Source organism: Devosia ginsengisoli, assembly GCF_007859655.1.
GTDB lineage: Bacteria > Pseudomonadota > Alphaproteobacteria > Rhizobiales > Devosiaceae > Devosia > Devosia ginsengisoli.
The window spans coordinates 1,394,489-1,418,138 of the sequence record NZ_CP042304.1; the positions used below are offsets into that span (position 1 = coordinate 1,394,489).

The window sequence follows — 23,650 nt, forward strand, 5'->3', positions numbered from 1 at the left end:
AAAACGAGAATGCGAAATGGCACATAGAGCGCCATTTCGCAGATTTCAAGGCAAAAGTCGAAATTACTTGAGTTCGACCTTGGCGCCGGCGTCTTCCAGCTTCTTCTTGATGTCTTCGGCTTCAGCCTTCGAAGCGCCTTCCTTGACGGCCTTCGGAGCAGCTTCAACCAGAGCCTTGGCTTCGCCGAGACCCAGGCCAGTGATGGCACGGACTTCCTTGATGACGTTGATCTTGTTGTCGCCGAACGAGGCGAGGATCACGTCGAATTCCGTCTTTTCTTCAGCGGCAGCAGCCGGGGCGCCAGCGCCGCCAGCGGCAGCAACGGCAACCGGAGCGGCGGCGGAAACGCCCCACTTTTCTTCGAGGAGCTTCGACAGTTCGGAAGCTTCCAGAACGGTCAGGGCAGACAGGTCGTCAACGAGTTTGGCGAGATCGGCCATTTGATAAATCTCTCTTTTTGTAGGTGTTCAGTTCAAACCGGCCCGAAATTCCAGAAAGAATCGGGGCCATGGGGTTACGCTGCTTTGTTGCTCTGTTCCGCATGAGCGGCCAACACGCGCGCGATACCACCAGCCGGTGCGACAACGACCGACGCGATACGCGTGGCGGGCTGCTTGAGCATCCCGGCGAGCGTGGCGCGCAGTTCGTTGAGCGACGGCATGGTCGCCAGCGCCTTGACGTTATTGGCGTCAAGCGCGGTCTTGCCCATCACGCCACCAAGAACGACGTATTTCGCGTTCTTGTCAGCAAACTTCGCCGCAATCTTCGGCGCAGTCATGGGGTCTTCCGCATAGGCGATGACGATCGGACCGATAAACAGGTCCGAAATGTCGGCGTGGTCGGTGTCTTTCAGAGCAAGCTTGGCAAGACGGTTTTTCGCGATCTTCACATAGCCACCGGCACCCTTCACCTCACGGCGAAGCGATTCCAGATTGGCCACGGTCAGACCGGTGTTCTGCGCGAGAACGATCGACCCAGCGCCCGAGAGGGCTGACTGAAGCGATGCGACAAGCTCACGCTTTTCCGCTCTTTCCACTGCTAGTCTCCACATTGAGCCCGGCGAAAGTCAGCCGGGCCATTGCCAATTGCTGCCCTCCGATCTCCCGTGGGAGGAGAGGAGCAACGGTTACATGCCTGTCAACCGTGCTGCCCGGCAGGGCAACTGGCCTGGTTCGAACCGCGATCACCCTGCCCTTTCGGGCCGGAAAATTTCGGTCTTCACCCCATCTATGCTGGCGTCATCAGACATTAAGCTGATCCAGATCGATCAGCACCGGCAGTCTCGGACAGGACTTATGCCTTCCCGAAGAAAGGCAAAACCGGGCGACCAAGGCCGCCCGGAATTTCTTTACAGAGCCGAAGCCGGCTCCACATGCACGCCCGGGCCCATGGTCGAGCTCACGGCAACCTTCTTGACGTAGGTGCCCTTGGCGCCCGCGGGCTTGGACTTCTGCACGGCGTCGGTGAACGCCTTGATGTTCTGCAGCAAGGCTTCTTCCGAGAAGGAAATCTTGCCAACGCCGGCATGCAGGATACCCGCCTTTTCGACGCGGTATTCCACGGCGCCGCCCTTGGCAGCCTTGACGGCACCGGCGACATCGGGGGTAACCGTGCCAACCTTGGGGTTCGGCATCAGGTTGCGGGGCCCGAGGATCTTACCCAGGCGACCGACCAGCGGCATCATGTCCGGGGTGGCGATGCAGCGATCGAAATCGATCTTGCCGCCCTGGATGGCTTCCATCAGGTCTTCCGCACCAACGATATCGGCACCGGCAGCCTTGGCTTCATCGGCCTTGGCATCCTTGGCGAACACGGCCACGCGCACGGTCTTGCCCGTGCCGTTCGGCAGGTTCACGACGCCACGGACCATCTGGTCGGCGTGGCGCGGATCGACGCCCAGGTTGATGGCGATTTCGACGGTTTCGTCGAACTTGGCGGAGGCGCGCGACTTCACCATCTTGATGGCTTCGTCGAGCTTGTAGAGCTTGTTGCGATCGATGCCCTCGCGGGCCTTGGTGATCTTCTTACCGACATGTGCCATCTGATCAGCCCTCGACCTGAATGCCCATGGAACGGGCAGAGCCGGCGATCATCGACACGGCAGCGTCGATATTGTCGGCATTGAGATCCTTCATCTTCTTTTCGGCGATATCACGCAGCTGAGCCACGGTGATGGTACCGGCCGATTCCTTGCCCGGCAGCTTGCTGCCCGACTTGAGGTTGACGGCCTTCTTGATGAAGTAGGTGACCGGCGGCTGCTTCATCTCGAAAGTGAAGCTCTTGTCGGCATAGGCGGTGATCACGACCGGAATGGGCGAGTTCTTTTCCATCTCCTGCGTGGCGGCATTGAACGCCTTGCAGAATTCCATGATGTTCAGACCGCGCTGACCGAGAGCCGGCCCGATCGGCGGGGACGGCGTCGCAGCGCCAGCCGGCACCTGCAGCTTTACGTAGCCAACGATTTTCTTTGCCAATTTCGTCTCCTAGACAGTGGCACAATTGCCGTTCAGGGAACCGTGGTGCGGAGTGCGTAGGCGGCTTGGCAACCGCCATCTCCTTCCACGGGTTTCATCCAGTTGCCTGGATAGATGGTCAGACCTTCTCGACCTGACCGTATTCGAGCTCCACCGGAGTGGGACGCCCGAAAATCGAAACTTCCACCTTGAGGCGGGCGCGCTCCTCGTCGACCTCTTCCACCACGCCGTTGAAGCTGGCGAAGGGACCATCGGAAACACGCACATTCTCGCCCACTTCGAACGAGACGGAAGGCTTGGGATGCTCCACGCCTTCCTGCACCTGCTGCAGGATGGCTTGGGCTTCCTTTTCGGAGATCGGCATCGGCTTGTTGTCCGAACCGAGGAAACCGGTGACCTTGGGCGTGTTCTTGATCAGATGGAACGCCTCGTCGGTCATGTCCATCTTCACCAGCACATAGCCCGGGAAGAACTTGCGTTCGGCATCGACCTTGCGCCCGCGCCGGACCTCGACGACCTTCTCGGTCGGCACGATCACGTCTTCAAACAGGTGCTCGAGCTTTTTCTGCGCAACCTTCTGGCGGATGTCTTCCGCCACCTTGCGCTCGAAATTGCTGTAAGCCTGAACGATGTACCAGCGCTTGGCCATAAAGCGTCGCCGCTCCTAGTGAATAGTGTCGTTACCCGCTCAGCGGATCGAAAGCATCAGCCCGACCGCCCAGGAAATAAGCTGGTCGGCCAGAAGGAAGAACAGGCTCGCCAGAATAACCAGCACGAGGACCATGACCGTCGAGATCAGGACTTCGTTGCGACCCGGCCAGGTGACCTTGGACGTTTCCTGCCGGACTTGCTGCAGGAACTGGATCGGGTTCGGGCGGGCCATATGCGAATCTACTCTTTGGGTTTTTGGTGCAAAACCAAAGGCCGCGCAGGAGTCCCGCACGGCTGGAATGTGGCTATCTAGAGAAACTTGGCTCCAAATGCAACAGGCCGCGCCAACAATGATCGCGGCCCTGCCGACTCAGCCAGCGATCACATTATTAACGATTTGTGAAGAAGCGCCAGAATCCGGCTTGCGCGCCTGCCCGCAATGGCATTTGATCCAATCGTGACGAAAAAACGGCGGGAGGCTGTGGCATGTCTTCTGATGGTACAAGTTTCGCGGTCAAGGGCTGTGAGGTCCGCTATTACGGGCCGCACCAGACCATTTCCGGCCGCATCACCGGCGTCGTTCGCGTCCAGATCGAAGAACATTTCATGGGCAATGCCAGCCGCTATCACCTCGATCTCAAGGTGAAAGCCGATGTCGGCGCGGTCGACACGCCCACAGTGCGCACCGCCCTGCTCGCCCACGCCGCCCACCAGCTCAACCGCCTCAAGGCCCGCCACAGCGACAGCCTGCCCATCGCGGCGGAATAGGTGACCGCACTGCCCAAAGGGTCTTGCGAAACGCGCCCATTGCCATTAGACACACCCTCGCCTGAAGGGGTTTAGCTCAGTTGGTAGAGCATCGGTCTCCAAAACCGAGGGTCGTGGGTTCGAGTCCCCCAGCCCCTGCCAGGCGATTTCCATGATTGCTGGAATTTTATCGACCCGCCGCTTTATCGCGCCTGCAGGGCGATATTGGGATGTTCGGCGATGATTTGCAGGACGATCTCGAAATAGGTCGGCCCCGTTCCGGCCTCCAGCGCCGCCAGGTCGGACTTGATCCGCTCGACATTGTAGCGGGACGGTTCCGCGAGCTTCTTGAGATAGTAGGCGCGGGTCGTGCCACGTCCGAGCGCCTCGCGGCAGGTCTCGAAAGCGTTCCAAACCAGCGTAATGGTGGGTTCGCCATGCAAGACGCCAAACCCACCATACAGCAGGTCGTCCAGCGCATCGAGGCTTGGTCCGAGCTTCCAGTCTGCATCGGCCATGAAGACGCGATTGATCTCGTCATAAAAAGACGGGATGTCGTGAACTCGGCTCCCTTCGATGACGAGCGTTTTGGGCATCATGCGCCTTCCATATGGTTGGGGGGACTACGCGCTAGCTCCAGATATGGGGCAGTAGCGGGACGGCGAGCAGCACATTGCCCAGCAGGCTCGCGAGAAAGCTCAGCGAGCGCCACGGCACCAGCCCTTTCATGTAGCAATAGGCATGCGCCACCCGCGCCACGAAGTAGAGAGCGGCGCCGGCAAGCGAGAGCCAGCCCTGCTCGCCGAGGACGATGGACAGCACCGCCAGCACCAAGAAGATCGGCAGTGTCTCCTGCAGGTTGCCCAGGGCCCGGCGGGAGCGGGCGAGTTCGCGGCTGGGTTCCGGCAGGTCGTCGCGCGGCCCCATCTGGGCTTCGTTGCCAACCTGTGCGGTGAGATAGCGGCCCGGCAGCGCGACCTGCGCCAGCAGCAGCAGGAGGACGAGAAAAATGATCAACAGCACGATAAAAATTCCTTTGTCCGTAACGGACACAATGATCCTGCCATCCTAACGCGCGGCGGCGGCAAGAGGATCACCATTTACAACAGCCGGCGGCGCAGCCAATAAATACCTTGCGAGTTCACGGAAGTTTGGCGGGCGCCACGATCACTCAGGGGCGATGCGCCCTAGAAGGATGACGATGCGACTCTTGCTGGCTTTGGCCATCCTGGCCCTTTCCCCCACCATCGCCTTTGCCCATACCGGCGTTGGCGATACCGCGGGCTTCCTGCACGGCTTTGAACACCCCATCGGCGGCAGTGACCATGTACTGGCCATGGTGGCCGTGGGCGTCTTCGCCTTCATACTCGGTGGGCGGGCACTCTGGCTGGTGCCGCTGAGCTTCGTCGGCATGATGGTTGTGGGCTTCGCCCTCGGCATTGCCCAGGTCGGGGTCCCCTTCGTCGAGCTGGGAATTGCCCTCTCCAGCGTGGTCATCGGCGCCGCCGCGGCTTGGGGCCGGCCAATGCCGGTGGCGCTCGCCATGGGCCTGGTGGGCGTATTCGCCATTTTCCACGGCCATGCCCATGGCGCGGAAATGCCGGACACCGCCGGCGGACTGACCTATGCGCTCGGCTTTGTTGTCGCCACGGCGCTGCTGCATGCTGCGGGCATCGTCGCCGCGCTCGGCGCCGCCAGGATCGTCGGGCGCTACGGCAAGGTGGCCGCACAGGTCGCCGGTGGCGTGTTCGCCCTCGCTGGCGTGGGCATATTGGCCGGCTGGCTGTAGACCACCGGTCGGGAAGGCCTTGCTGCCTATTCCGTGAACCAGTCCGAATGGGCGGCCGCCACCTTGGGCAGCGAGGTCAGGATTTCGCTCAGATGTTCGCGAATGCCCGCCTCGGCGGCATCTGCATCATGCCGACGAATGCCGTCGGCAATCGCCGCATGCTGGCCGATCAGGGTTTCGAGCGGCGTGGCATCGGCCAGCGACAGGTAACGCACCCGGTCCATCTGCGCCTTGAGGTTTTCCAGTAGCCGCCAGGCGCGCTCGCAATCGGCCGCCTGGGCAATCGCCTGATGAAAGGCCTCGTCGAGCCGCAAGAATTCGGCGAGGTCCCCTGCCCGGTTCGCCATGCGCTGGCGCTCGATCACCGCGTCAAGCTGGTCGTGCTGACGCGATTCGGCCTCGGCCGCCGCCTTCCTGGCCACGGCCACTTCCAGCGCCTCACGAATGAAGCGGGCATTCTCCACCTCGCGCCGCGAGATCATCACCACCGATGTGCCACGCTGTGGCCGGATTTCGACCAGCCCCACTTCGGCAAGCTTGATGAAGGCCTCGCGCACCGGCTGCCGCGACACGCCGAACTGGCGCGCCATCTCGGCTTCCGACAGCGGATCGCCGGGCCGCAACTGTAGCTGGATGATGGCCTGGCGCATGGCCTCGAACACCTTGTTGCCCACGGTAGCGGGCCGCGAAAGCGGACTGATGCTGTCAGACAGTGGCGAAATCATCGTCTTTCTTGACTCCCGTATACTACCATACTACCATTTCTTCATAGCCGCTGCATAGATGCCGGCTCGTCGCGGCCCCGGCCGCAAGGGAGGAACCACATGAAATTCATACCGCTCGCAGCGGCTTTTGCTGCTGGCCTGATCGTCTCGTCTTCGATTCCGGCTCTGTCGGCCGACTATACCCTCAGCGTCAATACTGCGCTCGCCACCTCGGACCCGCTCTACAAGGGCCTCGAGGCGTTCCGTGACAATGTCGCCACGGCTTCCAACGGCGCCATCGAAGTCAAGCTGTTCCCCAATTCCCAGCTCGGCCCCGATGAGGACGTGCTGGAACAGGCCCGCGCCGGCGCACCGGTCGCGGTGGTGGTCGATGGCGGACGCCTGGCCGCTTTCGTCAACGAATTCGGCGTGCTTGGCGCTCCTTACCTGGCTTCGGGCTATGACGGCATCCGGAAGGTTGTCGTATCCGACAAGTTCGAGGAATGGGTGAAGAAGCTGCACGATACGTCGGGCCACCAGGTCCTGTCGTTCAACTGGTGGCAGGGTGAGCGTCACCTCTGGACCAAGATGCCGGTCAATACCCCGGCCGATCTGACCGGCAACCGCATGCGCACGCCGGGCGCGCCGGTCTGGGTGGAAACGGTGACGGCCATGGGCGCCGTGCCGACCCCAATGCCCTTTGCTGAGGTCTACTCGGCCCTGGAGCAGAACGTCATCGACTCGGTGGAAGCCCAGCTTCCCGCCGGTCTCGGCGCCAACCTGCAGGAAGTGACCTCGGTCCTTACCAAGACCGGCCATATTAACCTGATCACCGGTCTCGTCACCTCCGGCCCCTGGTTCGACAGCCTGCCGGCCGAATTGCAGACCGTGCTGCGCGACGAAGCGCTCAAGGCCGGCGATATCGCCTCCTACGGCACCCAGGACGCCCTGGCCCAGATCGAAGCTGACCTGGTTGCCGCAGGCATGACCGTCAACGAAATCGACGTCACGCCCTTCAAGGATGCCACGGCGGGCGTCTACGAGAAGCTCGGCTACGGCGCGCTGCGCGATGAGCTGCAGGCTATCGCCAACGCCCCGTAGTGCATCGAAAGCGGGCTCCCACGGGGGCCCGCAACCCTCTTACCCATCGGAACGCATCATGCTCAAGCGCTTGGCTCAACTCGAGCTGGCGATCTGTTTCGCCCTGCTCGCCGGCATTACCGGCCTGGTTTTCACCGCCGCCATTATGCGGTTTTTCGGTCACCCGCTGATCTGGTCGGTGGACATGGCGCAACTGCTCTTCATCTGGTTGTGCTTCTTCGGGTCCAACAAGGCCATGCGCGAAAAATCGCATCTGGGCATGGAAGTGCTGGTGTCGCGCCTCGGCTACCAGCGTCGTTTCTGGCTCGAATTTGCCTGCTCGCTGGTCATCCTGGCTTTTCTCGCCGTCCTGGCCGTCGAAGGCTGGAAGCTGACCATGCTCAACAGCGAGCGAACCTTTGGGGACAGCACCCTCTCCTACTCCTGGGTCACGGTGGCCGTGCCGGTCGGCTGCGTGCTGCTCGGCGCCACGCTGATCTACAACATGGTCCGCGCCTTCCAGGGCCGCCAGCAGGAATTGCTCATCTATAACCGCACGCAGGCCGAGATCGACGCCAGCGCACCCACGCTGGAGCTCTAGCAATGGCCCTGATCGGTATCGCCTTTGTCATTCTCATGGTCATCGGCATGCCCGTCGCCTTCGCGACCGGCATTTCGGGTTTCATCTTCTTCTTCACCACCCAGGGCATGCCCATGTCCATCGGCGTGCAGAAGATCGCCTCGATGAGCCAGAGCTTTCCGCTGCTCGCCGTGCCCTTCTTCGTGCTGGCCGGCCACCTGATGAATGAAAGCGGCATCACTGCCCGCCTGCTCAAGGTGGCACTGATTTCCGTGGGCTGGATGTCGGGCGGGCTGGCGCAGGTCGCCATCGTGCTCTCCACGCTCATGGGCGGCGTGTCGGGCTCCGCCGTAGCCGATGCCGCCATGGAAGCCCGTATCCTGGGGCCGACCATGGTGGCCAAGGGCTATGGCAAGGGCTTCTCGGCCGCCGCCATCGCGGTCGGCTCGCTCATCACCGCGACCATTCCGCCCTCCATCGGGCTCATCCTCTATGGCTTTGTCGGCAATGTCTCGATCGGCCGCCTGTTCCTGGCCGGCATTATCCCCGGCGTGCTGATGATGATCGTGTTGATGGCAACCACCTACATCATCGCCAAGCGCCGCAAATACGTCGTCGCCGACAGCGAGCGCCCCACCTTCAAGGCCTTCGCCATCGCCTGCTGGGATGCCAAATGGGCCCTGCTCTTCCCGGTGGCGCTGGTGCTGGCCATTCGCGGTGGTCTGTTCACCCCGTCCGAAGTCGGCTCGGCCGCCGTGGTCTATGCCCTGGTCATCGGCTTTTTCGCTCACCGCGAACTGACCCTGGAAAAGGTCTGGCGCTGCTTCGGCCAGGCGACATCGGATGTCGGTCTCATCATGCTCATCATCCTGATGAGCGGCATGGTGGGCTATGCAACCATCTATATGCAGGTTCCGCAGGAACTGGCCGGCTGGATGCTGGCCGGCATCACCGACCCCAACATGATCGTGCTGGTCATCCTGCTCTTCCTGCTGCTGGCGGGCCTGGCGCTCGACAGCACCGTCATGGTGCTGCTGCTGACGCCCATCTTCGTGCCGATCATCACGCAGGTGGGCATGGACCCGGTGCATTTCGGCATATTGATGATGTCGATCGTCACCCTGGGCGGCATGACCTGGCCCAGCGGCTCGGCCATGTTCGCGGTCTGCTCGCTGATGAATGTGTCGATCGAGGAATATTCCATCGAATCGATCCCCTTCATCAGCGCCGTGGTCGCCCTGATCGCCGTGCTGCTGTTCATGCCCGACCTGGTGCTATGGCTGCCGCGCCTCGCTTTCGGCAACTGATCTCCCCCACTATGGGCCGCGCCCTTCCCGGTGCGGCCCGTTTTTTCCCTTTCGGAGCTCACCATGAGACAGACCTGGCGCTGGTTCGGCCCGCAGGATCTCACCAGTATTGACGATATCATCCAGAGCGGCGCCGAAGGCGTGGTTTCGGCACTGCATCACGTGCCCAATGGCGTGGTCTGGAGCCCGGAGGAAATCGCCCGCCGCCAGCGCGAAATTTCTACCCGCAAGGACGGCTCCCCCCTCGGGCCTCGGCTGGGACGTGGTCGAAAGCCTGCCCATTTCGGAAGATATCAAGAAGCAGACCGGCGACTGGCGCAGCCATATCGCCAATTACCGCACCAGCATGGAGCATATCGCCGCCGCGGGCATCGAGGTGATCTGCTACAATTTCATGCCAGTGCTGGACTGGACCCGTACGGCCCTGCGCTGGCGCCTGCCGCATGGCGGCACTTGCATGCGCTTCGATATCAACGATTTCGCCGCCTTCGACATCCATATTCTGGCCCGATCAGGCGCCAGCGCCGACTATACACCCGATATCGTCGAAGAAGCCGCCATGCGCTTTGCCCTGCTCGACGAACCCGGCAAGACCGCCCTCGCCCGCAGCGTCACCATGGGCCTGCCCGGCTCCACCGATTCCATGTCGCTGGACGATATGCGGGCCCATCTCGATCAATATGGCGCCATTTCCGCCGAACAGTTGCGCCGCCATTTCGTCGATTTTCTCGAACAGGTCGTGCCGCTGGCCGAAGACCTCGGCCTGCGCCTCTGCTGCCACCCCGATGATCCGCCATTCCCCCTGCTGGGCCTGCCGCGCATCATGTCGTCAGCGGCAGATTTCCGGGCGATCCTCGACGCCGTCGACAGCCCGGCCAATGGCATGACCCTGTGCTCCGGCTCGCTCGGCGCCCGTCCCGACAATGACCTGCCCGCCATCATGGCCGAACTGGGCCACCGCGTGCATTTCCTGCACCTGCGCAACGTCAAGCGCGAGAGCCCCGCGATCAAGGGCTCGTTCCACGAAGCCGAACATCTGGAAGGCGATACCGACATGGTGGCGTTGATCGGGACCATCCTGGCCGAAGAGCGCCGCCGCAAGGCCGCGGGCCGCGCCGATTGGCAGATTCCCATGCGACCCGACCACGGCCAGGACATCCTTGACGACCTCGGCCGCATCGCCCAACCCGGCTACCCGACCATCGGCCGCATGAAGGGCCTGGCGGAGCTCCGCGGCATCACGCGGGCACTGGACCACGCCAATGTGCGCTACGGCACCTAGCCGCATCGCATTTTCCATGCCCACAAGCACTTGTCAGGCCCGGCCATGCCGGGCTATTGGCTAGCGGGTCGGTCATCGACCGGGCGGGTATAGCTCAGTGGTAGAGCAGCAGCCTTCCAAGCTGAATATGCGGGTTCGATTCCCGCTACCCGCTCCAAAAACTCCCTTGGAATTGCTTTATCTTTCGGACGAACCCAGCGGGCCGTTTCATTGCTGTTTCATGCCGCACGGACGCCGATACGTCGCATCCGTTCACCACAACCGCACCAGCTCCCCGGTTTTTTGCCGGGCTTTGCCAAAGGGGTGTTGACACGCTGTCATGAGACCACCATAAACCGCCCGGACGACGCGCCCCGGCGCTTCGTTTCCTGCCCAAGGCGACGTTCCGTGGAGGGGTGGGAGAGTGGTTAAATCCATCAGACTGTAAATCTGACCGCTTAGCGTACACTGGTTCGAATCCAGTCCCCTCCACCAACGCCCTTCCCTCGGCATTGTTTTTACTCACATTTTCGACCCTGATTGGCTAACTCATTTCCGAGTTAGCCATTTTTGTGTTCGCGCTTCGATCTTGGCGCTACGATGAGGCATGAACACACGCCCCTCCCGCGTCCCAAATCATCCTCCACTGCTCTACAGGGTCGCCCAGGATGTCGGCGGCAATACTGCCTCTTTTCGTTTCGCTGGCACGCGCGAGGAAGCCCAATCCGTCATCGATGAACTCAACCGCAAAGTGGCGGAGCTTGACGCGAAGTCCGCCGCGGCGAGATCGACCGGAGGCGACAACGATGTGTAACCTCTATTCCATGACCACCACGACGGAGGCGATTCAGCGCCTCGTTGCCGAGTGGGAAGACGCGATGCGCAATATCCCGGTGCTGCACGCGATCTACCCCGACTACACGTCGCCGCTGATCAAGCAGAGGGACGGCAAGCGGGTGCTAGGATTCGGCCGCTGGGGGCTGCCATCACTGAAAGACCCGGTGACCGAAAAGCCCAATCGAGGCAACACGAATATCCGACATCCATGGTTCGATGACTGGAAGGGCTATTTGGGCGTGGAGCACCGCTGCCTGGTGCCGCTGACCCGATTTGCCGAACCCACGAAGCTCGATGATGGCACCAGCGGCAACGCATGGTTTGCCATGGACGAGTCCGAGCCTCTGACGTTCTTCGCCGGCCTGTGGACCGACTGGCACGGCACGCGCCGGAAGGACGAAGGACCGATGGATCACAAGCTCTTCGCCTTCTTCACCACCAAGCCCAACGATGTGGTCGGCGCCGTCCATGAAAAGGCCATGCCGGTTATTCTCACGACCGACGAAGAGCGCGATGTATGGCTGCGGACGCCATGGAGCGAGGCCAAGGCGCTTCAGCGCCCCCTGCCCGATGGGATGCTGCAGGTCATTGCGCGGTTGCCGCTCAAGTATGTGCCGGGACTGGCTGACATCCCCGAGCCGGGCGATCCGCTTCGGATTAGCGCGCAGGCCCCGTTCAGTGGCGAGAAGGGGTGGATAGCCGACCTTCAGGTTTTTCCCAGAAAACAAGTGAGCGGACGAGCCTGTCGACGTTATTCCAGCTTGGGGTAACGGACGCGGCGTCGGCGGGCGGCCTCCAATCCGCCTGCAGCGTCAAGCAAGCAGGCAAGCGCCCGTCGCGCGCTGGCCATCGTATGGCTGTCAAGGCTGGAGAGCAGCCTTCCCTCAAGTTCGGTGCGAGCCGACCTTGCAGTCTCCACGGCTTCGTTGCCAAGTTTGGAGAGGCCAACTTGGCGAAGGCGTCGATCATCTTCGCAGATTACCGAGGTAAGATAGCCATACCGGGTGAGTTCACCCACAACTTTAGAAGCGGCCTGCTGCGTCACCCCAAGTTGCTCTGCCAGCGTGCCGATAGTTTTAGGTCCGCTGATGAGCATTTGGAAGACATACCCGTGGCTAATGCGTAGGCGAGGATGCCCCCCCTTCTGAATCGTGCTCAGCAGGAGTTCATTGGCTGCGCTGCCAGCAAGCCAACTCAGGGTAGCCAAATCGAGGCTCAGAGGATCAACGTCACTCATCGGCGTACATTGACAACTTATGGTGTACAACTATGGTTGTGTAATCCGCATCAAAGGTAAATTGCAATGCCCTCAACTCCCATTGCGACTGCACGCCGCCTTCATTCAATGCTAGAAGCAGGTTCGAGCGGTGAGGCGCTTCGAACGCTATTCACCCCCAACGCTATAACCATAGAGCATCCTAACGCCATAAGACCGCACGGCGCTACGGCCACGCTGGACCAGATGCTAACTGCGTCGGCCGCAGGCGCCAGACTGCTTAGAATGCAGCGTTACGAGCTGGTCGACGCTGTCGAACTCGGTGACCTCGCCATTCTACGCGTTCTCTGGGCCGCAGAGATCGCCGCAGATGCGGGTCCATTTCGTGCCGGTCAGGAACTACGTGCCCACATCGCCCAGTTCATTACGACTGAAGGCGAACTCATCTCCCGGATCGAGACCTTTGACTGCTATGAACCATTCCAAGCACGCAAGCCGATGAGCTGATGATCGCTTGCGCAGCCTTGAACTCACCATGGATGCCGTAACTTAAGGCCTGCCGGCGGAATCATGGGTTTCTGCTGACCGGCAAGATGAGCATAAGCTCAATTCGGTCTTTAGGTCAGGAAGAGCTGCTTCTGGGATTGTAGAGTGTGACTTCGAACGACCAAGATGGGGTCGGAATCGGTCACCGGCCGAATTTCCTGCCGCCCTTCCTGATCCCCACCCACGGCAACTCTCCCGCCATGGCCGCGGCGCGCTGTTCCTGCAACTGGCGAAGCGTATCGGCCGGCAACGGATCGAAGCCAGCACTATGCGTGCCGGCGAAGCCCGTGGCCTTGTTCGCGTGTCCCAATGCAAATGTGGGGTGGTACCAGCCGCAGACGGAGCACCGGAGCCGAGCGGCGAGGCTGTCCCGCCCGTTGTAGAAATCGAAGCTCCATCCCAGGTGGAAGGCCAGCAGCTCAAGGCGAAGCTGCGCATCATGGGAGCAGACGAAGTAATGGCTGCAGAAGGCCCGGATACTTCGGCCGGTCGTGCGGAAGTCATCGAGCGTCCTGACCTCGCGCCGGATCGACATCAGTGGAAGTTCCGGCCCGAGGGTAGCGCTGCCGCGACAGCCTCGCCCATGCCGCCCGAGATGGCTCTCATCTGTGGCGTTAGGTCGATGAATTCCTTGGCGATAACATGAGTCACAATGCCTTCGCGCTGCAGCTGGCCGCGCACGCCCAGGACACGGGCACCCAGAACAACCCGCCGATTGGCCTCGAACGTCTTGGGCCAGACGATAACATTGGCAACGCTGGTCTCATCTTCGAGGGTAGCGAATATCACCCCGCTCGCCGTACCCGGCCGCTGCCGAACCAGCACCAATCCCGCCACGGTCACGGTTCTGCCCGGCTGCATTGTCCGCAGAGCATCGGCCGGCACGATTCCACGTCGGATCATTTCCTCGCGGAGAAAGCTCATCGGATGGGCCTTCAGGGATATCGAGAGGGTCCGATAGTCATGAATGACCTCCTCGCCCGGCGGCATGGCCGGCAAGCCGCTCTCCTCCTCGATGTCGGACGTCGGCCCGCCACCGGCCTTGAACAGCGGCAGCACATCGGCCCCATACGTACCGATCAGCCCCTTCACCGCCCAGAGGGCATCACGGCGGCTCAGGCCGAGGGATTGGAACGCATCTGCATCGGCCAGGGCCTCAAGGATCAAGGGTGACAATCCGGTGCGCAGCCATAGATCCCGCACGCTGTCGTAGCCGCCACGACGGCGGGCGATGATGAGATTGGCATGCTCCGTCCGCAAACCCTTGACCATGTTGAGGCCCAGCCGGATGCCCATATTGCCCCAGATATCGTCCTTCATCTCGGCATGGCGCGGGGCCAGGTAGGCGCCGGTTACGTTGCTGTGTTCCATGACGTTTTCGAGGTCGGAGAGATTGATATCGACCGGACGCACATCGACGCCATGTTCTTGGGCATCGCGGATGATCTGGGCAGGGGCATAGAAGCCCATGGGCTGGCTATTGAGCAGCGCCGCGGCGAACACGTCTGGATAGTGGCATTTGATCCAGCAGGAAACATAGACCAGCAGTGCGAAGGACGCGGCATGGCTTTCGGGAAAGCCGTAGGAGCCGAAGCCCTCGATCTGCTGAAAGCACCGCTCGGCGAATTCCCGCTCATAGCCGCGCTCCAGCATGCCGGTGATGAACTTGTCCCGGAACACGCCGACGCCACCGGTTCGCTTGAAGGTCGCCATGGCACGGCGCAGGCGGTCTGCCTCGCCTGGCGTGAAGCCGCCGGCGACGATGGCGATCTTCATCGCCTGCTCCTGGAAGAGCGGTACACCATAGGTTTTCTTGAGGACGTGCTCAAGCTCGGGCGACGGGAAGGTCGTCGGCTCCAGGCCCTGCCGGCGCTTGAGGTAGGGATGCACCATATCGCCCTGGATCGGGCCGGGCCGAACAATGGCGACCTCGATCACCAGATCATAGAACTCGCTCGGCTTGAGCCGTGGCAGCATCGACATCTGCGCCCGGCTCTCGATCTGGAAGACGCCGATCGTGTCGGCGCGATGCGTCATCTTGTAGGTCCGCTCATCCTCTTGCGGGACGGTGGCCAGCGTCAGGTCTAGGCCATAGTGCTGGCGCAGCAGATTGAAACTGCGGCGGATGCAGCTCAGCATGCCCAAGGCGAGGACATCGACCTTGAGGATGCCGAGTTCGTCCAGATCATCCTTATTCCACTCGATGACGGTGCGGTCCTCCATCGCGGCGTTCGATATGGGCAACAGATGATCGAGCCGGTCGCGGGTGATGACGAAGCCGCCGACATGCTGCCCGAGGTGGCGCGGAAAACCGTAGAGGGCTTTGGCGACCTCAAGCACCATGGCCATGAGCGGGTCTTCCGGATCGATGCCGGCGGCTCTGACGCGATCGGGCGTCACATCGCTCGCGCCCCAGCCCCAATTGAGGCCGCTCAGGATCCTGATGGTGTCCTCGCTCAGGCCGAATGCCTTGCCCGCATCCCGGACGGCGCCCTTGGCGCGATAAGTGATGACATTGGCTGTGAGCCCAGCCCGGTGCCGTCCGTATTTCTGGTAGATGTATTGCATCACCTCTTCGCGGCGTTCGTGCTCGAAGTCGACATCGATATCGGGCGGCTCGTCCCGCTCGGTCGAGACAAACCGCTCGAAGAGCAGATCGACCAGCATAGGGTCGACTTCGGTAATACCCAGGCAGAAGCACACCGCGGAGTTTGCCGCCGATCCCCTGCCCTGGCAGAGAATGCCGCGCTCCTGCCGGGCGAAGCGGACGATGTCCTGCACGGTCAGGAAGTAGGCGGCGTATTTCATCTCGGCGATCAGGGCCAGCTCGTGCGCCAGGCCCTTCATGACCTTATCGGGGACGCCATTCGGGTAGCGCCAGCCCGCGCCTTCATAGGCCAGCCGCTCAAGCGTCTGTTGCGCGGTTTCCCCGTTCCCGACCGTCTCCTCGGGGTAGATGTAGCGCAACTGGTCGAGCGAGAAGCCGATCTGATCGAGGATCACCTGCGATTGCGCCATGGCATCGGGATAATCCCTGAACAGGCGCGCCATGTCCCGCGGTGCGTGGATATGACGCTCGCCGTTCGCGGCCAGCGCGAAGCCGGCAGTCGCAACGGTGATGCCCTCTCGAATGCAGGTGACGACATCCTGCAGGATATGCCGGCCACGCTCATGATAGAGGGCATCCATGGTGGCCAGCATGGGGGTGCCTATAGCCGAGCAAGCGTCGGCCAGCTTCGCCAGCCGGGCCCGGTCACTGCCGTCGTACCGATAGGTGGCGCCAACCCACACCCTATCGGGAGCAACGGCTTTCACCGCCTGCGCCGCCATCATTCCGGCCTCGAACGCGGCATGGTCCGGCATGACGATCAGCAGGAGGCCTTCTGTCGTGGCCAAGAGGTCGGATAATTGGAGGTGGCATTCACCCTTGGGCGCGCGACGATTGCCCAGCGTGAGCAGCGCGCAGAGCCGGCCATAGGCCTCTCGATCAGCAGGGTAAGCGACGATGTCCGGGTTGCCGTCTGAGAACACCAGCCGGGTTCCCACGACCATGCGGAAATCAGGGAAGTCAGCCTTCAGGTCACGCGCGGCGGCAAAGGCACGAACCACGCCCGACATGGAGTTCCGGTCGCAGATACCAATGCCGGAAAGGCCCAGCGACGCGGCCTGCCCCACCATCTCATAGGGATGCGAAGCGCCTCGCAGAAAGGAGAAATTGGTGGCGGCGACAAGCTCCGCGAATGCGGCCATGGTTGACTCTTATCCGTTTTGTTCTCATTCTGTTCTCATGCTGAGTGACAGGAAGAGTCAAGACGGAGGTCGATCAAATGAATGGTCAGTGGACGGAATTGCCATCTGAGTTTCGGTCGATGGTGGAGGATATCCCGACCTGCCGCGCATATGGCGGGCTGCAACTTTGCGCGGTGCAAGACCTATTCACCGGAGAGCCTGCGCCCGACTATTGGGTCGTGGCCCTGGCCAATAGCGGGGAAACGCTGCTGGTGTTGCTGTGCGGGGAAGCGCGGGCAATCGAGATCGCCACCCACTTCGCCGCACTGAAGGACTGGATGCGCGTTGCAGACTGGGATGGCCGAGACCTGATGCCGGAACAGATTGAAATGGTCGCCCGCTATCCGGGCGAAGTTACGCCGCCGCTGACGGGAGGCTATGACGACTACGAGGAATGGGAGAGCGATATCCCTTATGGGCCGAACTAGGGAATGCGCAGCCAGTGCCGGATGGCGCTCACTACTCCTTCTCCTGCCCATGCCAGCGCCGCGCCCAGAGACACCCCGCCAATGGCCAGGAGGCCAACAATCCCGAGCCCGATGGCTCGGATGCGGCGCCACTCGTCCACCGTGGGCTGAACGCTCTTTTGGTTAGCCTCGACAGTATCGCGGAGCGCCTGGACCTCGCCCCTGATCTGGCCATCAACCTCCCCGAGGATTTGGATGTCGCCACGGATCGCCCCGACATCATCAGCCATGCCATCGACCCGCTCATGGAGCTTGGATCGGCTCTGTCGGGACGCCTCCCGCTCGTCCCGAAAATCGTCGCGCAATTGCTCGAGCATCTTGAGCAGCATGTCGTTGCTTGTGGCCACCGTGCCTCTCCGTCGATTCAGGACTTCCAGCCGCAAGCGCGACTGCCATAGTCGTTGTGAGCAACAATCTGGCGCTTGGTGCCATCGGTCACCTGATCCTGGACGGATGGCCGGATCGGGCTGGCTACGTCGCAGAAATCACCGCTCGTCGTCGCGCATCCAGCGAGCAAAACGCTCATCAACATCATTGCTGCCAAGCTGATCGACTTCATCATCGACCTCCTTTCGATCTTTCATGGACTGAATACGGCGGGCGGATTGCTCGGCCTCGATATGGTCGATCCCGGCCCGGCGCCCCTTCAGGAACGCAATGCCGATGGCGACGATGATGGCCCCGGCGATGGCCAGCGCGGCCTGAATTTTGGCCCATGGCCCGGCGAACCACCTAAGCATCGCTGGCCTCCGGAAAGGGCGGCAGCGGTATCGTCTGCCCGGCAAGTGCGTGGGAGCAATCGCCAAGGAACTGGATACGGCCGTCGGTTACGAATGAATGACAGGTCCATGCAATGCGCTTGTCCGCAAGCATCCGCTCGCGCTCTTCCGGGAACTTGTAGGTGTCGAGAATGCGGTCGAATTCCTCGTCGCCACCTTTAAAACGAACGCTCCGAAAGAGCACTGAGGGCGTGAATGTCGGCGCGTCGGGAACACCGTTGTAACCCCAGCCAGGGCCTGAACCGCCCCTCACCCGGATGACGTGTTCCTCGTCACAGCCGGGGCACCAGAACATGACACGTCCGGCCTCATCGGTGCGAAGAAGGGGTGACAGGGCGATCATCGGGTCGCCTTCCGGATCACGAGGAAGGCAATGGTGATGGCCGCAATGACCATCAGGGCGGCAATGGCGTACTGGACCGGGCCATTGCCCGATGCGACAGCCGCGGCGCCGCCAAGAAGTCCGCCCGCCGCACCGATATTCTCCGGGGTCGTCATTTCCTTGATCGGGTTGCCGGGCTTTGCTTCAACCGTGCTGGTCGAGACGAATGCGCCCTTAGCCCACAGGCCGGCCTCAGCTGCGCGGCGGTTGACTAGGCCCTGCATGACCTTGCCGTCGTTATATTTCCATTTCGCCAGCTCGCCGGGCACGGCATCATAATTGCCGGCATTGAGTTTCTTGAGCAGGGTGGAGTTGGAGAAGCCGACCTTCTTGCTGCCGCCCATGCCGATGTTGTCGGCAAAGGCCACCAGCGCGCCGAACTGATTGTCGCTCAGGTCCACCTTGACCAAGCGTTCCACCTGCGCCGCCGTCTCGGCCAGGCGCGTCACCAGCAGGCTAGCGGCTTCCGCCTCCGCGATCGTGTCGCCCTTTCGCACGGCTCGCCCTTTGATGCGGGTCTGACCATAGCCGATGGTCCAGGGCGTGCCGTCGCGGGAACCGGGATCAGGGTAGGCATTGGGTCTAAACCCCTCCCACTGTTTGACGAGCGAAAGAGTCTCCGCGTTTACGGCGCGAGCCATGGTGGTCTCCTATCGATGTTGAAGATTGCGTGCGCCGTCCCGCCGTGTCTTCAATGGCTCGACGCGGAGGCTTCAGATGCAGGTGAACGTGTTCATCTCGGAAGTGGACGGGGCAATGGGCGGGACGCCCAGGCTGCTTATTCTGCCGGCCGGCCCGAACGCCACGATTCCAGAGAACCTGCGGTCATACGAGTGGACCTATTTCGCCACCACGACGACGGATGACAAACTGATCGGCGCTGCGACCGAGATCGTGGAGGCCGGGATCGCACGACATGGCTATGCGTTGGTGTCCCCGACCGGGTGATGGCGACCGAAATTGCGGCGACCTAACCCCTTGAATTACTTTAAATCCGCACCATATATATTTCACGGGTCAATCCGCACCTCTACATTTTCAAATATTTTGGAGCGTCTGATGGGAATAAAACCATTCATGCGACCTATTTTTCTTCGCATGGACGCAAGTCCATCGGGGAAATACGAGGTGCGCAACGTCGCCGAAGCAATACAGTATCTGGAATATTTCTGGTCCGCCCCGCGAACAGTCGATTATAGGCGAGCCAAAGCCATTTGCCGAAGCGCGCTGGACAACCTCGTGTCGGCCGAATCCGCGCGTCACTATCTGATTGCAGCAGCGGAGCGCGCCGGCATTCTCGATCGCTCTGCCAACCTAGCCGTCGCGCTGTCCGTGCCTACGCCCGCTTGGCGGCACGCGCCTCACCATGCGGCGACACACGATCCCTCCTCACAAAGGATATGAACATGATCATCAACTATTCCGCTCCCGCCGAACTCTTCCCCGGCAAGAACACCAAAGGTTCCAGCCAGATCGGGTACAGGCGCTTCGGCTCAGTGGCAGACGCTGTTCGCTTCGCTGTCGAAGACATGCCCGCGATCTTTCTGCGTGGCGCAGTGATGCAGGTGGACGAGACGCGCTTCGATGCCTCCCAAATTCGAAGCCTCTACGATGCCGATGGCTTTCCGCTTGACCGCGCTGCCTAAGCAGGGCCAAGCACTCCCTCCGATCTAGCAATTGCGTTACGTTCGCCGGAGGGGGTGCTGGCGAGGTGCTGAAGTGACGAAACTGCTATTGCTGAATGACGATGAAGCCCGGTTTCTCGAACAGGCTATCGAGGCCTGGTCGACCGTCTATAAGGGCGACACCGATTTCGAGGAGCGCCGCAGTGACCGATGGAACGTCATTCGGAAGCTGGACGGCAAATATACCGATGCGGAGCGCCACGAGATCGGGACGGTCGCGCTCGGGATGATGATGTGAGTTTGCAGAGCCAAGAGTAGAACTCTGCTTGGTCACTATAAAATGTGATGCTAATGACGGGCACATGAAGATCAGCGTCGTTAAAGTCGTCGGGCTGTCGGTCCTTGTTGTACTCAGCGCATTTCTCGGTGCCTTGGGATATCGAGCATGGCGTCCACATCAACAGGTAGTTGCTGCCCCTGTGCCTGCGCCGGTCGTCGCCCCACCGGACGACGCGACAATTTCCATCCAAAGGGAGCGCGACTGGTATCGCTACTTCTATAGTTATTACGGTTCCATGGAGAGGTATCGCCAGACCGGTCACGTTGACCAGCGCAGCCGCGTGTATGCCGATGCAATTGGTGAGTTCTATGAGATCGACGACGTCTCTGAATTGGCCCTTTGTCCAGCCCCATCAGACAGTTTGGTGACTAGTCAGGCCATCTATTTTGGTGCCCGCGTTGCGTTCTTGAGCCAACGCTCTGGCGGCCCAATAATGTACTCGATGTCCTACCTTGGCTCTGCCGATTGGATTCACGGCGAAGAACCATTTGATGCATTCTGGCCGGTGACATCCGGATCGCAGGAGCTTAGCGCAGCGGACAATGCCGGCCTTGCGGCCACAGTGCTGAGCGCCCACGGCAGCAGCGCTTTCAATCGCGGCGACCTCCAATATTTCGCACCCATTTCCTTCAATGTTGCCGACGCCAATGGGGACGGGGATGATGATTTCTGGCTTGGCGGGCGCTTGGTCCTGTCGGGACCAGATGGCTATGCCCTCGACGAAAACGAGGACCTGGCAAGCAAAGAAGTGTCGTTTCTCGACCAGGGTTCCGCAACATGGGCTCTTGTGGCGAACCGCGATAACATTGATGTCTTTGATCCAGGAAGCATCGGCAGCGGTCCCGTCGCGTCGATACCGCTAGAAGCCCCCCTTTCTACCACTCGCAGCTTTACCGTTATGCCAGTTCAAGGCGGGACAATGTTCCTGGCGGTCACTGATGGGTCTGTCGATGTGTATAACCTCTCGACCGGATGGGCAGCGGATCGAGTTGCGTCCTTGACGGGATTTCAGACAGGCGAGTTGTTCGCAGGGGCGTTTGGTGACTTCACCGGCGACGATGTAATCGACTTCTGGCTATCGGAGTCGCGATGGAAAAACGACGAGGGTGAGATTGTTGGGCGCCTGATGTTGATAGATGGTGCCGCGATTGCAAGCGCGGGCAAAGTTGACGTTCAGGACTTAGCCCGAACAACGCTGTTGGGATCTACACGTTACTCAGACTACGACGGGATTAGCGCAACCCTCTCGCCCAAGGCGGGCGATCTCGATGGGGACGGCACCCTCGACCTTTCGTTTACCGGGCATCGACATATGAGCGAAGCCGGGGCCCTTTTCGTTCTGCCAGGCACTGCCCTCAAGGCGGGCGCCATGTCTGTGACCGACCCATCCATCATCAAGATTGTGGGCCAGCCTGTTAGCCAGTTGGCCCCATATTACAACCACATGGATCTCGGCGGGCACATCATCGTCGCAGCCGACAATGACCTGTGTTCGGGGTTAAACGCCGGGGCAATCTATGACGTGACGATCCCCGAAAGCCCTCGCATGGCCGACCGATAATATGCGGCCGAACACATAAACTGCCGCGACCCCGAGGGGGATAGGGACCTCCATGCTGTTCAACTCTTACGAATTCGTCTTCCTTTTTCTGCCGGTCACTCTGGCGGCGTTTCTGATAAGCAACGCAGTTCGCCCCTCCGTCAACGGGTGGGTTCTTCTGCTCGCGTCACTGGTTTTCTACGCTTACTGGGATTTGCCGTTCGTCTTGCTGCTGGTTGCCAGCCTGGTCGTCAATTATGCAGTCGGCTGGCGCGTAAGAGAGTCCCGCACGGTATTTTGGCTGGGCATCGCGCTCAATCTAGCCCTACTGTTCTGGTTCAAATATGCCCTGTTCACCGCTGGCATCTTCGTCGGCAAAGAGGGTGCCCGTACTATCCTGGGCGATATCATACTCCCCCTCGGCATCTCATTCTGGACCTTCCATCAGATCAGTTACTTGGTGGACATTCGCAGAGGTTCAGCACCCCGCCCCAGTCTGCCGACATACGCCACCTATGTTCTGCTGTTTCCGCAGCTCATCGCTGGACCGATCGTCCGCTACAAGCACATCTCATGGAAGCTGCAGCGCCTGTTCATGGGGCTTCCTCTCCGACGACTGGTCATCCTGATGTCGTCGGGCCTGGCGCTTTTTGCCCTTGGCCTGTTCAAGAAGGCGGCGATAGCTGATCCATTGTCCTTTTGGGCCGACCCGGTCTTTGCTGCGGCCAGCGCCGGCACACGACCGCTTTCCACACTGGACGCCTGGATCGGCGCTTTCGCCTATTCCTTTCAGCTCTACTTCGACTTCAGCGCCTATTCCGACATGGCGCTGGGGCTGGCCCGGATGGTCGGCATCATCTTCCCGATGAACTTCTTCTCGCCCTACAAATCGAGGTCGATCGATGAGTTTTGGCGCCGCTGGCACATGTCGCTATCCTATTTCGTGCGCGACTATATCTACATTCCCCTCGGCGGCAGCAGGTCCGGACCCTCGCGCCAGATGCTCAACCTGTTCATTGCCTTCGTGCTGATCGGCATTTGGCACGGCGCCGGCTTCGCATTCTTGCTGTGGGGCGCATATCACGGCGCTCTGGTCGGCCTGTCCCACATTGTCCGACGCATCGGTGTGCCACGAATGCCTGCGGTCGTCGGTGTCGCGGTGACCTTCCTGCTTGTAGTCTTCGGCTGGGTGCTCTTTCGCGCCGAGGACATGACAACGGCACTAAATGTCTATGGCCCTATGTTCACCTATTCGGATCGAATTTCGATCTTCAATGAGTTTGCGCAGTTGCAGGTAGGCATTCTTCTCATTGCCCTGGCTGCTGGGATCGCGTTTTTCGCACCCAATACCTCAGAGCTCCTGGCGTCCCGGTCTCACGGTCTGATCTACGGGCTTCGCTGGCCAGCAAGTCGGCGCTTCGCAGCGCCATGGTTCCGCCGCTACGCGCTCCCTGCCCTGGTGGGTGTCGCCCTCTATTTTGGGCTGACTTCCATGGGCGGCCTAGGCGCCAGCTTCCTCTACTTCAACTTCTGAG

The 23,650-nt window shown here is 61.0% G+C and carries 30 protein-coding genes, 3 tRNA genes and 1 pseudogene; 18 read left to right on the plus strand and 16 right to left on the minus strand.

Features of this window, described 5'->3' with window-relative positions; genetic code table 11:
• Positions 1-63: 63 nt before the first annotated feature.
• From rplL to secE, 6 genes are all read right to left on the minus strand, one after another.
• Complete coding sequence (rplL, locus tag FPZ08_RS06780) at positions 64-441, minus strand: 50S ribosomal protein L7/L12 (RefSeq protein WP_146289267.1); 378 nt, start codon at positions 439-441, stop codon at positions 64-66.
• Between the two features lie 74 nt (positions 442-515).
• Entirely contained in the window at positions 516-1,037 is a 522-nt protein-coding gene (gene rplJ / locus FPZ08_RS06785) for a 50S ribosomal protein L10 (protein WP_146289268.1), read from the minus strand.
• 312 nt (positions 1,038-1,349) lie between these two features.
• Positions 1,350-2,042: a 50S ribosomal protein L1 gene (rplA, locus tag FPZ08_RS06790; protein ID WP_146289269.1), complete on the minus strand. Its 693-nt coding sequence runs from the start codon at positions 2,040-2,042 to the stop codon at positions 1,350-1,352.
• 4 nt (positions 2,043-2,046) lie between these two features.
• Entirely contained in the window at positions 2,047-2,475 is a 429-nt protein-coding gene (rplK, locus tag FPZ08_RS06795) for a 50S ribosomal protein L11 (protein ID WP_146289270.1), read from the minus strand.
• Positions 2,476-2,593: 118 nt separating this feature from the next.
• Positions 2,594-3,124, minus strand: coding sequence for a transcription termination/antitermination protein NusG (nusG, locus tag FPZ08_RS06800; protein WP_056251191.1), 531 nt, complete (start codon positions 3,122-3,124; stop codon positions 2,594-2,596).
• Positions 3,125-3,163: 39 nt separating this feature from the next.
• Positions 3,164-3,358 (minus strand): preprotein translocase subunit SecE, encoded by a 195-nt coding sequence (gene secE / locus FPZ08_RS06805; protein WP_146289271.1) that lies wholly within the window; start codon positions 3,356-3,358, stop codon positions 3,164-3,166.
• A 254-nt stretch (positions 3,359-3,612) separates the two neighbouring features.
• On the opposite strand from secE, the gene FPZ08_RS06810 reads away from it, so the two are divergent.
• Positions 3,613-3,894: a hypothetical protein gene (locus FPZ08_RS06810; protein ID WP_146289272.1), complete on the plus strand. Its 282-nt coding sequence runs from the start codon at positions 3,613-3,615 to the stop codon at positions 3,892-3,894.
• Positions 3,895-3,959: 65 nt separating this feature from the next.
• Positions 3,960-4,035, plus strand: a tRNA-Trp gene (locus FPZ08_RS06815).
• Between the two features lie 41 nt (positions 4,036-4,076).
• On the opposite strand, the gene FPZ08_RS06820 is transcribed toward FPZ08_RS06815, so the two are convergent.
• Together FPZ08_RS06820 and FPZ08_RS06825 are read right to left on the minus strand one after the other, a co-directional pair.
• A complete protein-coding gene (locus FPZ08_RS06820; protein WP_146289273.1) occupies positions 4,077-4,469 on the minus strand; it encodes a barstar family protein in 393 nt (130 codons plus the stop codon).
• 34 nt (positions 4,470-4,503) lie between these two features.
• Entirely contained in the window at positions 4,504-4,896 is a 393-nt protein-coding gene (locus FPZ08_RS06825; RefSeq protein ID WP_186767236.1) for an MAPEG family protein, read from the minus strand.
• Between the two features lie 178 nt (positions 4,897-5,074).
• Between FPZ08_RS06825 and FPZ08_RS06830 the strand changes: the two genes are divergently transcribed.
• Positions 5,075-5,662 carry a HupE/UreJ family protein gene (locus tag FPZ08_RS06830; RefSeq protein ID WP_146289275.1) on the plus strand — a complete coding sequence of 196 codons (588 nt, stop codon included), beginning with the start codon at positions 5,075-5,077 and terminating at the stop codon, positions 5,660-5,662.
• A gap of 26 nt (positions 5,663-5,688) precedes the next feature.
• On the opposite strand, the gene FPZ08_RS06835 is transcribed toward FPZ08_RS06830, so the two are convergent.
• Positions 5,689-6,387: a GntR family transcriptional regulator gene (locus FPZ08_RS06835; protein WP_146289276.1), complete on the minus strand. Its 699-nt coding sequence runs from the start codon at positions 6,385-6,387 to the stop codon at positions 5,689-5,691.
• A 99-nt stretch (positions 6,388-6,486) separates the two neighbouring features.
• Here FPZ08_RS06835 and FPZ08_RS06840 point away from each other — a divergent pair, with 99 nt between their 5' ends.
• From FPZ08_RS06840 to FPZ08_RS06870, 7 genes and pseudogenes are all read left to right on the plus strand, one after another.
• The gene (locus tag FPZ08_RS06840) at positions 6,487-7,467 is read left to right on the plus strand and encodes a C4-dicarboxylate TRAP transporter substrate-binding protein (protein ID WP_146289277.1); all 981 of its coding nucleotides are present in this window, start codon (positions 6,487-6,489) and stop codon (positions 7,465-7,467) included.
• Positions 7,468-7,525: 58 nt separating this feature from the next.
• A complete protein-coding gene (locus FPZ08_RS06845) occupies positions 7,526-8,047 on the plus strand; it encodes a TRAP transporter small permease (protein WP_146289278.1) in 522 nt (173 codons plus the stop codon).
• Between the two features lie 2 nt (positions 8,048-8,049).
• Positions 8,050-9,333, plus strand: coding sequence for a TRAP transporter large permease (locus FPZ08_RS06850; RefSeq protein ID WP_146289279.1), 1,284 nt, complete (start codon positions 8,050-8,052; stop codon positions 9,331-9,333).
• 63 nt (positions 9,334-9,396) lie between these two features.
• Positions 9,397-10,615 (plus strand): annotated as a pseudogene (gene uxuA / locus FPZ08_RS06855) (mannonate dehydratase).
• An 83-nt stretch (positions 10,616-10,698) separates the two neighbouring features.
• Positions 10,699-10,772 (plus strand) — tRNA-Gly (locus FPZ08_RS06860).
• A 232-nt stretch (positions 10,773-11,004) separates the two neighbouring features.
• Positions 11,005-11,089: transfer RNA gene (locus FPZ08_RS06865), tRNA-Tyr, on the plus strand.
• A gap of 311 nt (positions 11,090-11,400) precedes the next feature.
• Positions 11,401-12,201 carry an SOS response-associated peptidase family protein gene (locus FPZ08_RS06870; protein WP_146289280.1) on the plus strand — a complete coding sequence of 267 codons (801 nt, stop codon included), beginning with the start codon at positions 11,401-11,403 and terminating at the stop codon, positions 12,199-12,201.
• Here the strand turns inward: FPZ08_RS06870 and FPZ08_RS06875 are convergent.
• Positions 12,183-12,668, minus strand: coding sequence for a MarR family winged helix-turn-helix transcriptional regulator (locus FPZ08_RS06875; RefSeq protein WP_146289281.1), 486 nt, complete (start codon positions 12,666-12,668; stop codon positions 12,183-12,185). The two genes, FPZ08_RS06870 and FPZ08_RS06875, sit on opposite strands and share 19 nt — an antisense overlap.
• Positions 12,669-12,932: 264 nt before the next feature.
• On the opposite strand from FPZ08_RS06875, the gene FPZ08_RS06880 reads away from it, so the two are divergent.
• Entirely contained in the window at positions 12,933-13,154 is a 222-nt protein-coding gene (locus FPZ08_RS06880; protein WP_146289282.1) for a nucleoside triphosphate pyrophosphohydrolase family protein, read from the plus strand.
• Between the two features lie 181 nt (positions 13,155-13,335).
• Here the strand turns inward: FPZ08_RS06880 and FPZ08_RS06885 are convergent, their stop codons facing one another.
• Positions 13,336-13,728, minus strand: coding sequence for a hypothetical protein (locus FPZ08_RS06885; protein ID WP_146289283.1), 393 nt, complete (start codon positions 13,726-13,728; stop codon positions 13,336-13,338).
• Positions 13,728-16,943 carry an error-prone DNA polymerase gene (locus FPZ08_RS06890; protein WP_146289284.1) on the minus strand — a complete coding sequence of 1,072 codons (3,216 nt, stop codon included), beginning with the start codon at positions 16,941-16,943 and terminating at the stop codon, positions 13,728-13,730. Before FPZ08_RS06890 ends, FPZ08_RS06885 begins: the two co-directional genes overlap by 1 nt.
• Positions 16,944-17,020: 77 nt before the next feature.
• On the opposite strand from FPZ08_RS06890, the gene FPZ08_RS06895 reads away from it, so the two are divergent.
• A complete protein-coding gene (locus tag FPZ08_RS06895; RefSeq protein WP_146289285.1) occupies positions 17,021-17,410 on the plus strand; it encodes a hypothetical protein in 390 nt (129 codons plus the stop codon).
• Here the strand turns inward: FPZ08_RS06895 and FPZ08_RS06900 are convergent.
• The 4 genes from FPZ08_RS06900 to FPZ08_RS06920 all read right to left on the minus strand — a co-directional run bounded on the left by FPZ08_RS06900 (position 17,407) and on the right by FPZ08_RS06920 (position 19,251).
• On the minus strand, positions 17,407-17,796 hold the full coding sequence (locus tag FPZ08_RS06900; RefSeq protein ID WP_146289286.1) for a DUF1515 domain-containing protein: 390 nt from the start codon (positions 17,794-17,796) through the stop codon (positions 17,407-17,409). The genes FPZ08_RS06895 and FPZ08_RS06900 overlap by 4 nt on opposite strands.
• A gap of 138 nt (positions 17,797-17,934) precedes the next feature.
• Entirely contained in the window at positions 17,935-18,189 is a 255-nt protein-coding gene (locus tag FPZ08_RS06910) for a hypothetical protein (RefSeq protein WP_146289288.1), read from the minus strand.
• The gene (locus tag FPZ08_RS06915; protein ID WP_146289289.1) at positions 18,182-18,571 is read right to left on the minus strand and encodes a ubiquitination-like system serine protease family protein; all 390 of its coding nucleotides are present in this window, start codon (positions 18,569-18,571) and stop codon (positions 18,182-18,184) included. The genes FPZ08_RS06910 and FPZ08_RS06915 overlap by 8 nt, the downstream gene beginning before the upstream one ends.
• Entirely contained in the window at positions 18,568-19,251 is a 684-nt protein-coding gene (locus FPZ08_RS06920; protein WP_146289290.1) for a lysozyme, read from the minus strand. Before FPZ08_RS06920 ends, FPZ08_RS06915 begins: the two co-directional genes overlap by 4 nt.
• A gap of 76 nt (positions 19,252-19,327) precedes the next feature.
• Between FPZ08_RS06920 and FPZ08_RS06925 the strand changes: the two genes are divergently transcribed.
• From FPZ08_RS06925 to FPZ08_RS06950, 6 genes are all read left to right on the plus strand, one after another.
• The gene (locus tag FPZ08_RS06925) at positions 19,328-19,558 is read left to right on the plus strand and encodes a hypothetical protein (RefSeq protein WP_146289291.1); all 231 of its coding nucleotides are present in this window, start codon (positions 19,328-19,330) and stop codon (positions 19,556-19,558) included.
• Between the two features lie 150 nt (positions 19,559-19,708).
• Positions 19,709-20,014: a DUF982 domain-containing protein gene (locus FPZ08_RS22990; RefSeq protein ID WP_425457597.1), complete on the plus strand. Its 306-nt coding sequence runs from the start codon at positions 19,709-19,711 to the stop codon at positions 20,012-20,014.
• 2 nt (positions 20,015-20,016) lie between these two features.
• Positions 20,017-20,256: a hypothetical protein gene (locus FPZ08_RS06935; protein WP_146289293.1), complete on the plus strand. Its 240-nt coding sequence runs from the start codon at positions 20,017-20,019 to the stop codon at positions 20,254-20,256.
• Between the two features lie 73 nt (positions 20,257-20,329).
• Positions 20,330-20,533, plus strand: coding sequence for a hypothetical protein (locus FPZ08_RS06940; protein ID WP_146289294.1), 204 nt, complete (start codon positions 20,330-20,332; stop codon positions 20,531-20,533).
• A gap of 64 nt (positions 20,534-20,597) precedes the next feature.
• The gene (locus tag FPZ08_RS06945; protein WP_146289295.1) at positions 20,598-22,136 is read left to right on the plus strand and encodes a hypothetical protein; all 1,539 of its coding nucleotides are present in this window, start codon (positions 20,598-20,600) and stop codon (positions 22,134-22,136) included.
• Positions 22,137-22,188: 52 nt separating this feature from the next.
• Entirely contained in the window at positions 22,189-23,649 is a 1,461-nt protein-coding gene (locus tag FPZ08_RS06950; protein ID WP_146289296.1) for an MBOAT family O-acyltransferase, read from the plus strand.
• Position 23,650 lies beyond the last annotated feature (1 nt).

Coding starts and splice junctions, on each gene's coding strand:
- rplL (WP_146289267.1), bottom strand. CDS start 441: ATGGCCGATCTCGCCAAACTCGTTGACGACCTGTCTGCCCTGACCGTT.
- rplA (WP_146289269.1), bottom strand. CDS start 2,042: ATGGCACATGTCGGTAAGAAGATCACCAAGGCCCGCGAGGGCATCGAT.
- nusG (WP_056251191.1), bottom strand. CDS start 3,124: ATGGCCAAGCGCTGGTACATCGTTCAGGCTTACAGCAATTTCGAGCGC.
- secE (WP_146289271.1), bottom strand. CDS start 3,358: ATGGCCCGCCCGAACCCGATCCAGTTCCTGCAGCAAGTCCGGCAGGAA.
- FPZ08_RS06810 (WP_146289272.1), top strand. CDS start 3,613: ATGTCTTCTGATGGTACAAGTTTCGCGGTCAAGGGCTGTGAGGTCCGC.
- FPZ08_RS06820 (WP_146289273.1), bottom strand. CDS start 4,469: ATGCCCAAAACGCTCGTCATCGAAGGGAGCCGAGTTCACGACATCCCG.
- FPZ08_RS06830 (WP_146289275.1), top strand. CDS start 5,075: ATGCGACTCTTGCTGGCTTTGGCCATCCTGGCCCTTTCCCCCACCATC.
- FPZ08_RS06835 (WP_146289276.1), bottom strand. CDS start 6,387: ATGATTTCGCCACTGTCTGACAGCATCAGTCCGCTTTCGCGGCCCGCT.
- FPZ08_RS06840 (WP_146289277.1), top strand. CDS start 6,487: ATGAAATTCATACCGCTCGCAGCGGCTTTTGCTGCTGGCCTGATCGTC.
- FPZ08_RS06845 (WP_146289278.1), top strand. CDS start 7,526: ATGCTCAAGCGCTTGGCTCAACTCGAGCTGGCGATCTGTTTCGCCCTG.
- FPZ08_RS06850 (WP_146289279.1), top strand. CDS start 8,050: ATGGCCCTGATCGGTATCGCCTTTGTCATTCTCATGGTCATCGGCATG.
- FPZ08_RS06870 (WP_146289280.1), top strand. CDS start 11,401: ATGTGTAACCTCTATTCCATGACCACCACGACGGAGGCGATTCAGCGC.
- FPZ08_RS06875 (WP_146289281.1), bottom strand. CDS start 12,668: ATGAGTGACGTTGATCCTCTGAGCCTCGATTTGGCTACCCTGAGTTGG.
- FPZ08_RS06880 (WP_146289282.1), top strand. CDS start 12,933: ATGCAGCGTTACGAGCTGGTCGACGCTGTCGAACTCGGTGACCTCGCC.
- FPZ08_RS06885 (WP_146289283.1), bottom strand. CDS start 13,728: ATGTCGATCCGGCGCGAGGTCAGGACGCTCGATGACTTCCGCACGACC.
- FPZ08_RS06890 (WP_146289284.1), bottom strand. CDS start 16,943: ATGGCCGCATTCGCGGAGCTTGTCGCCGCCACCAATTTCTCCTTTCTG.
- FPZ08_RS06895 (WP_146289285.1), top strand. CDS start 17,021: ATGAATGGTCAGTGGACGGAATTGCCATCTGAGTTTCGGTCGATGGTG.
- FPZ08_RS06910 (WP_146289288.1), bottom strand. CDS start 18,189: ATGCTTAGGTGGTTCGCCGGGCCATGGGCCAAAATTCAGGCCGCGCTG.
- FPZ08_RS06915 (WP_146289289.1), bottom strand. CDS start 18,571: ATGATCGCCCTGTCACCCCTTCTTCGCACCGATGAGGCCGGACGTGTC.
- FPZ08_RS06920 (WP_146289290.1), bottom strand. CDS start 19,251: ATGGCTCGCGCCGTAAACGCGGAGACTCTTTCGCTCGTCAAACAGTGG.
- FPZ08_RS06925 (WP_146289291.1), top strand. CDS start 19,328: ATGCAGGTGAACGTGTTCATCTCGGAAGTGGACGGGGCAATGGGCGGG.
- FPZ08_RS22990 (WP_425457597.1), top strand. CDS start 19,709: ATGGACGCAAGTCCATCGGGGAAATACGAGGTGCGCAACGTCGCCGAA.
- FPZ08_RS06935 (WP_146289293.1), top strand. CDS start 20,017: ATGATCATCAACTATTCCGCTCCCGCCGAACTCTTCCCCGGCAAGAAC.
- FPZ08_RS06945 (WP_146289295.1), top strand. CDS start 20,598: ATGAAGATCAGCGTCGTTAAAGTCGTCGGGCTGTCGGTCCTTGTTGTA.
- FPZ08_RS06950 (WP_146289296.1), top strand. CDS start 22,189: ATGCTGTTCAACTCTTACGAATTCGTCTTCCTTTTTCTGCCGGTCACT.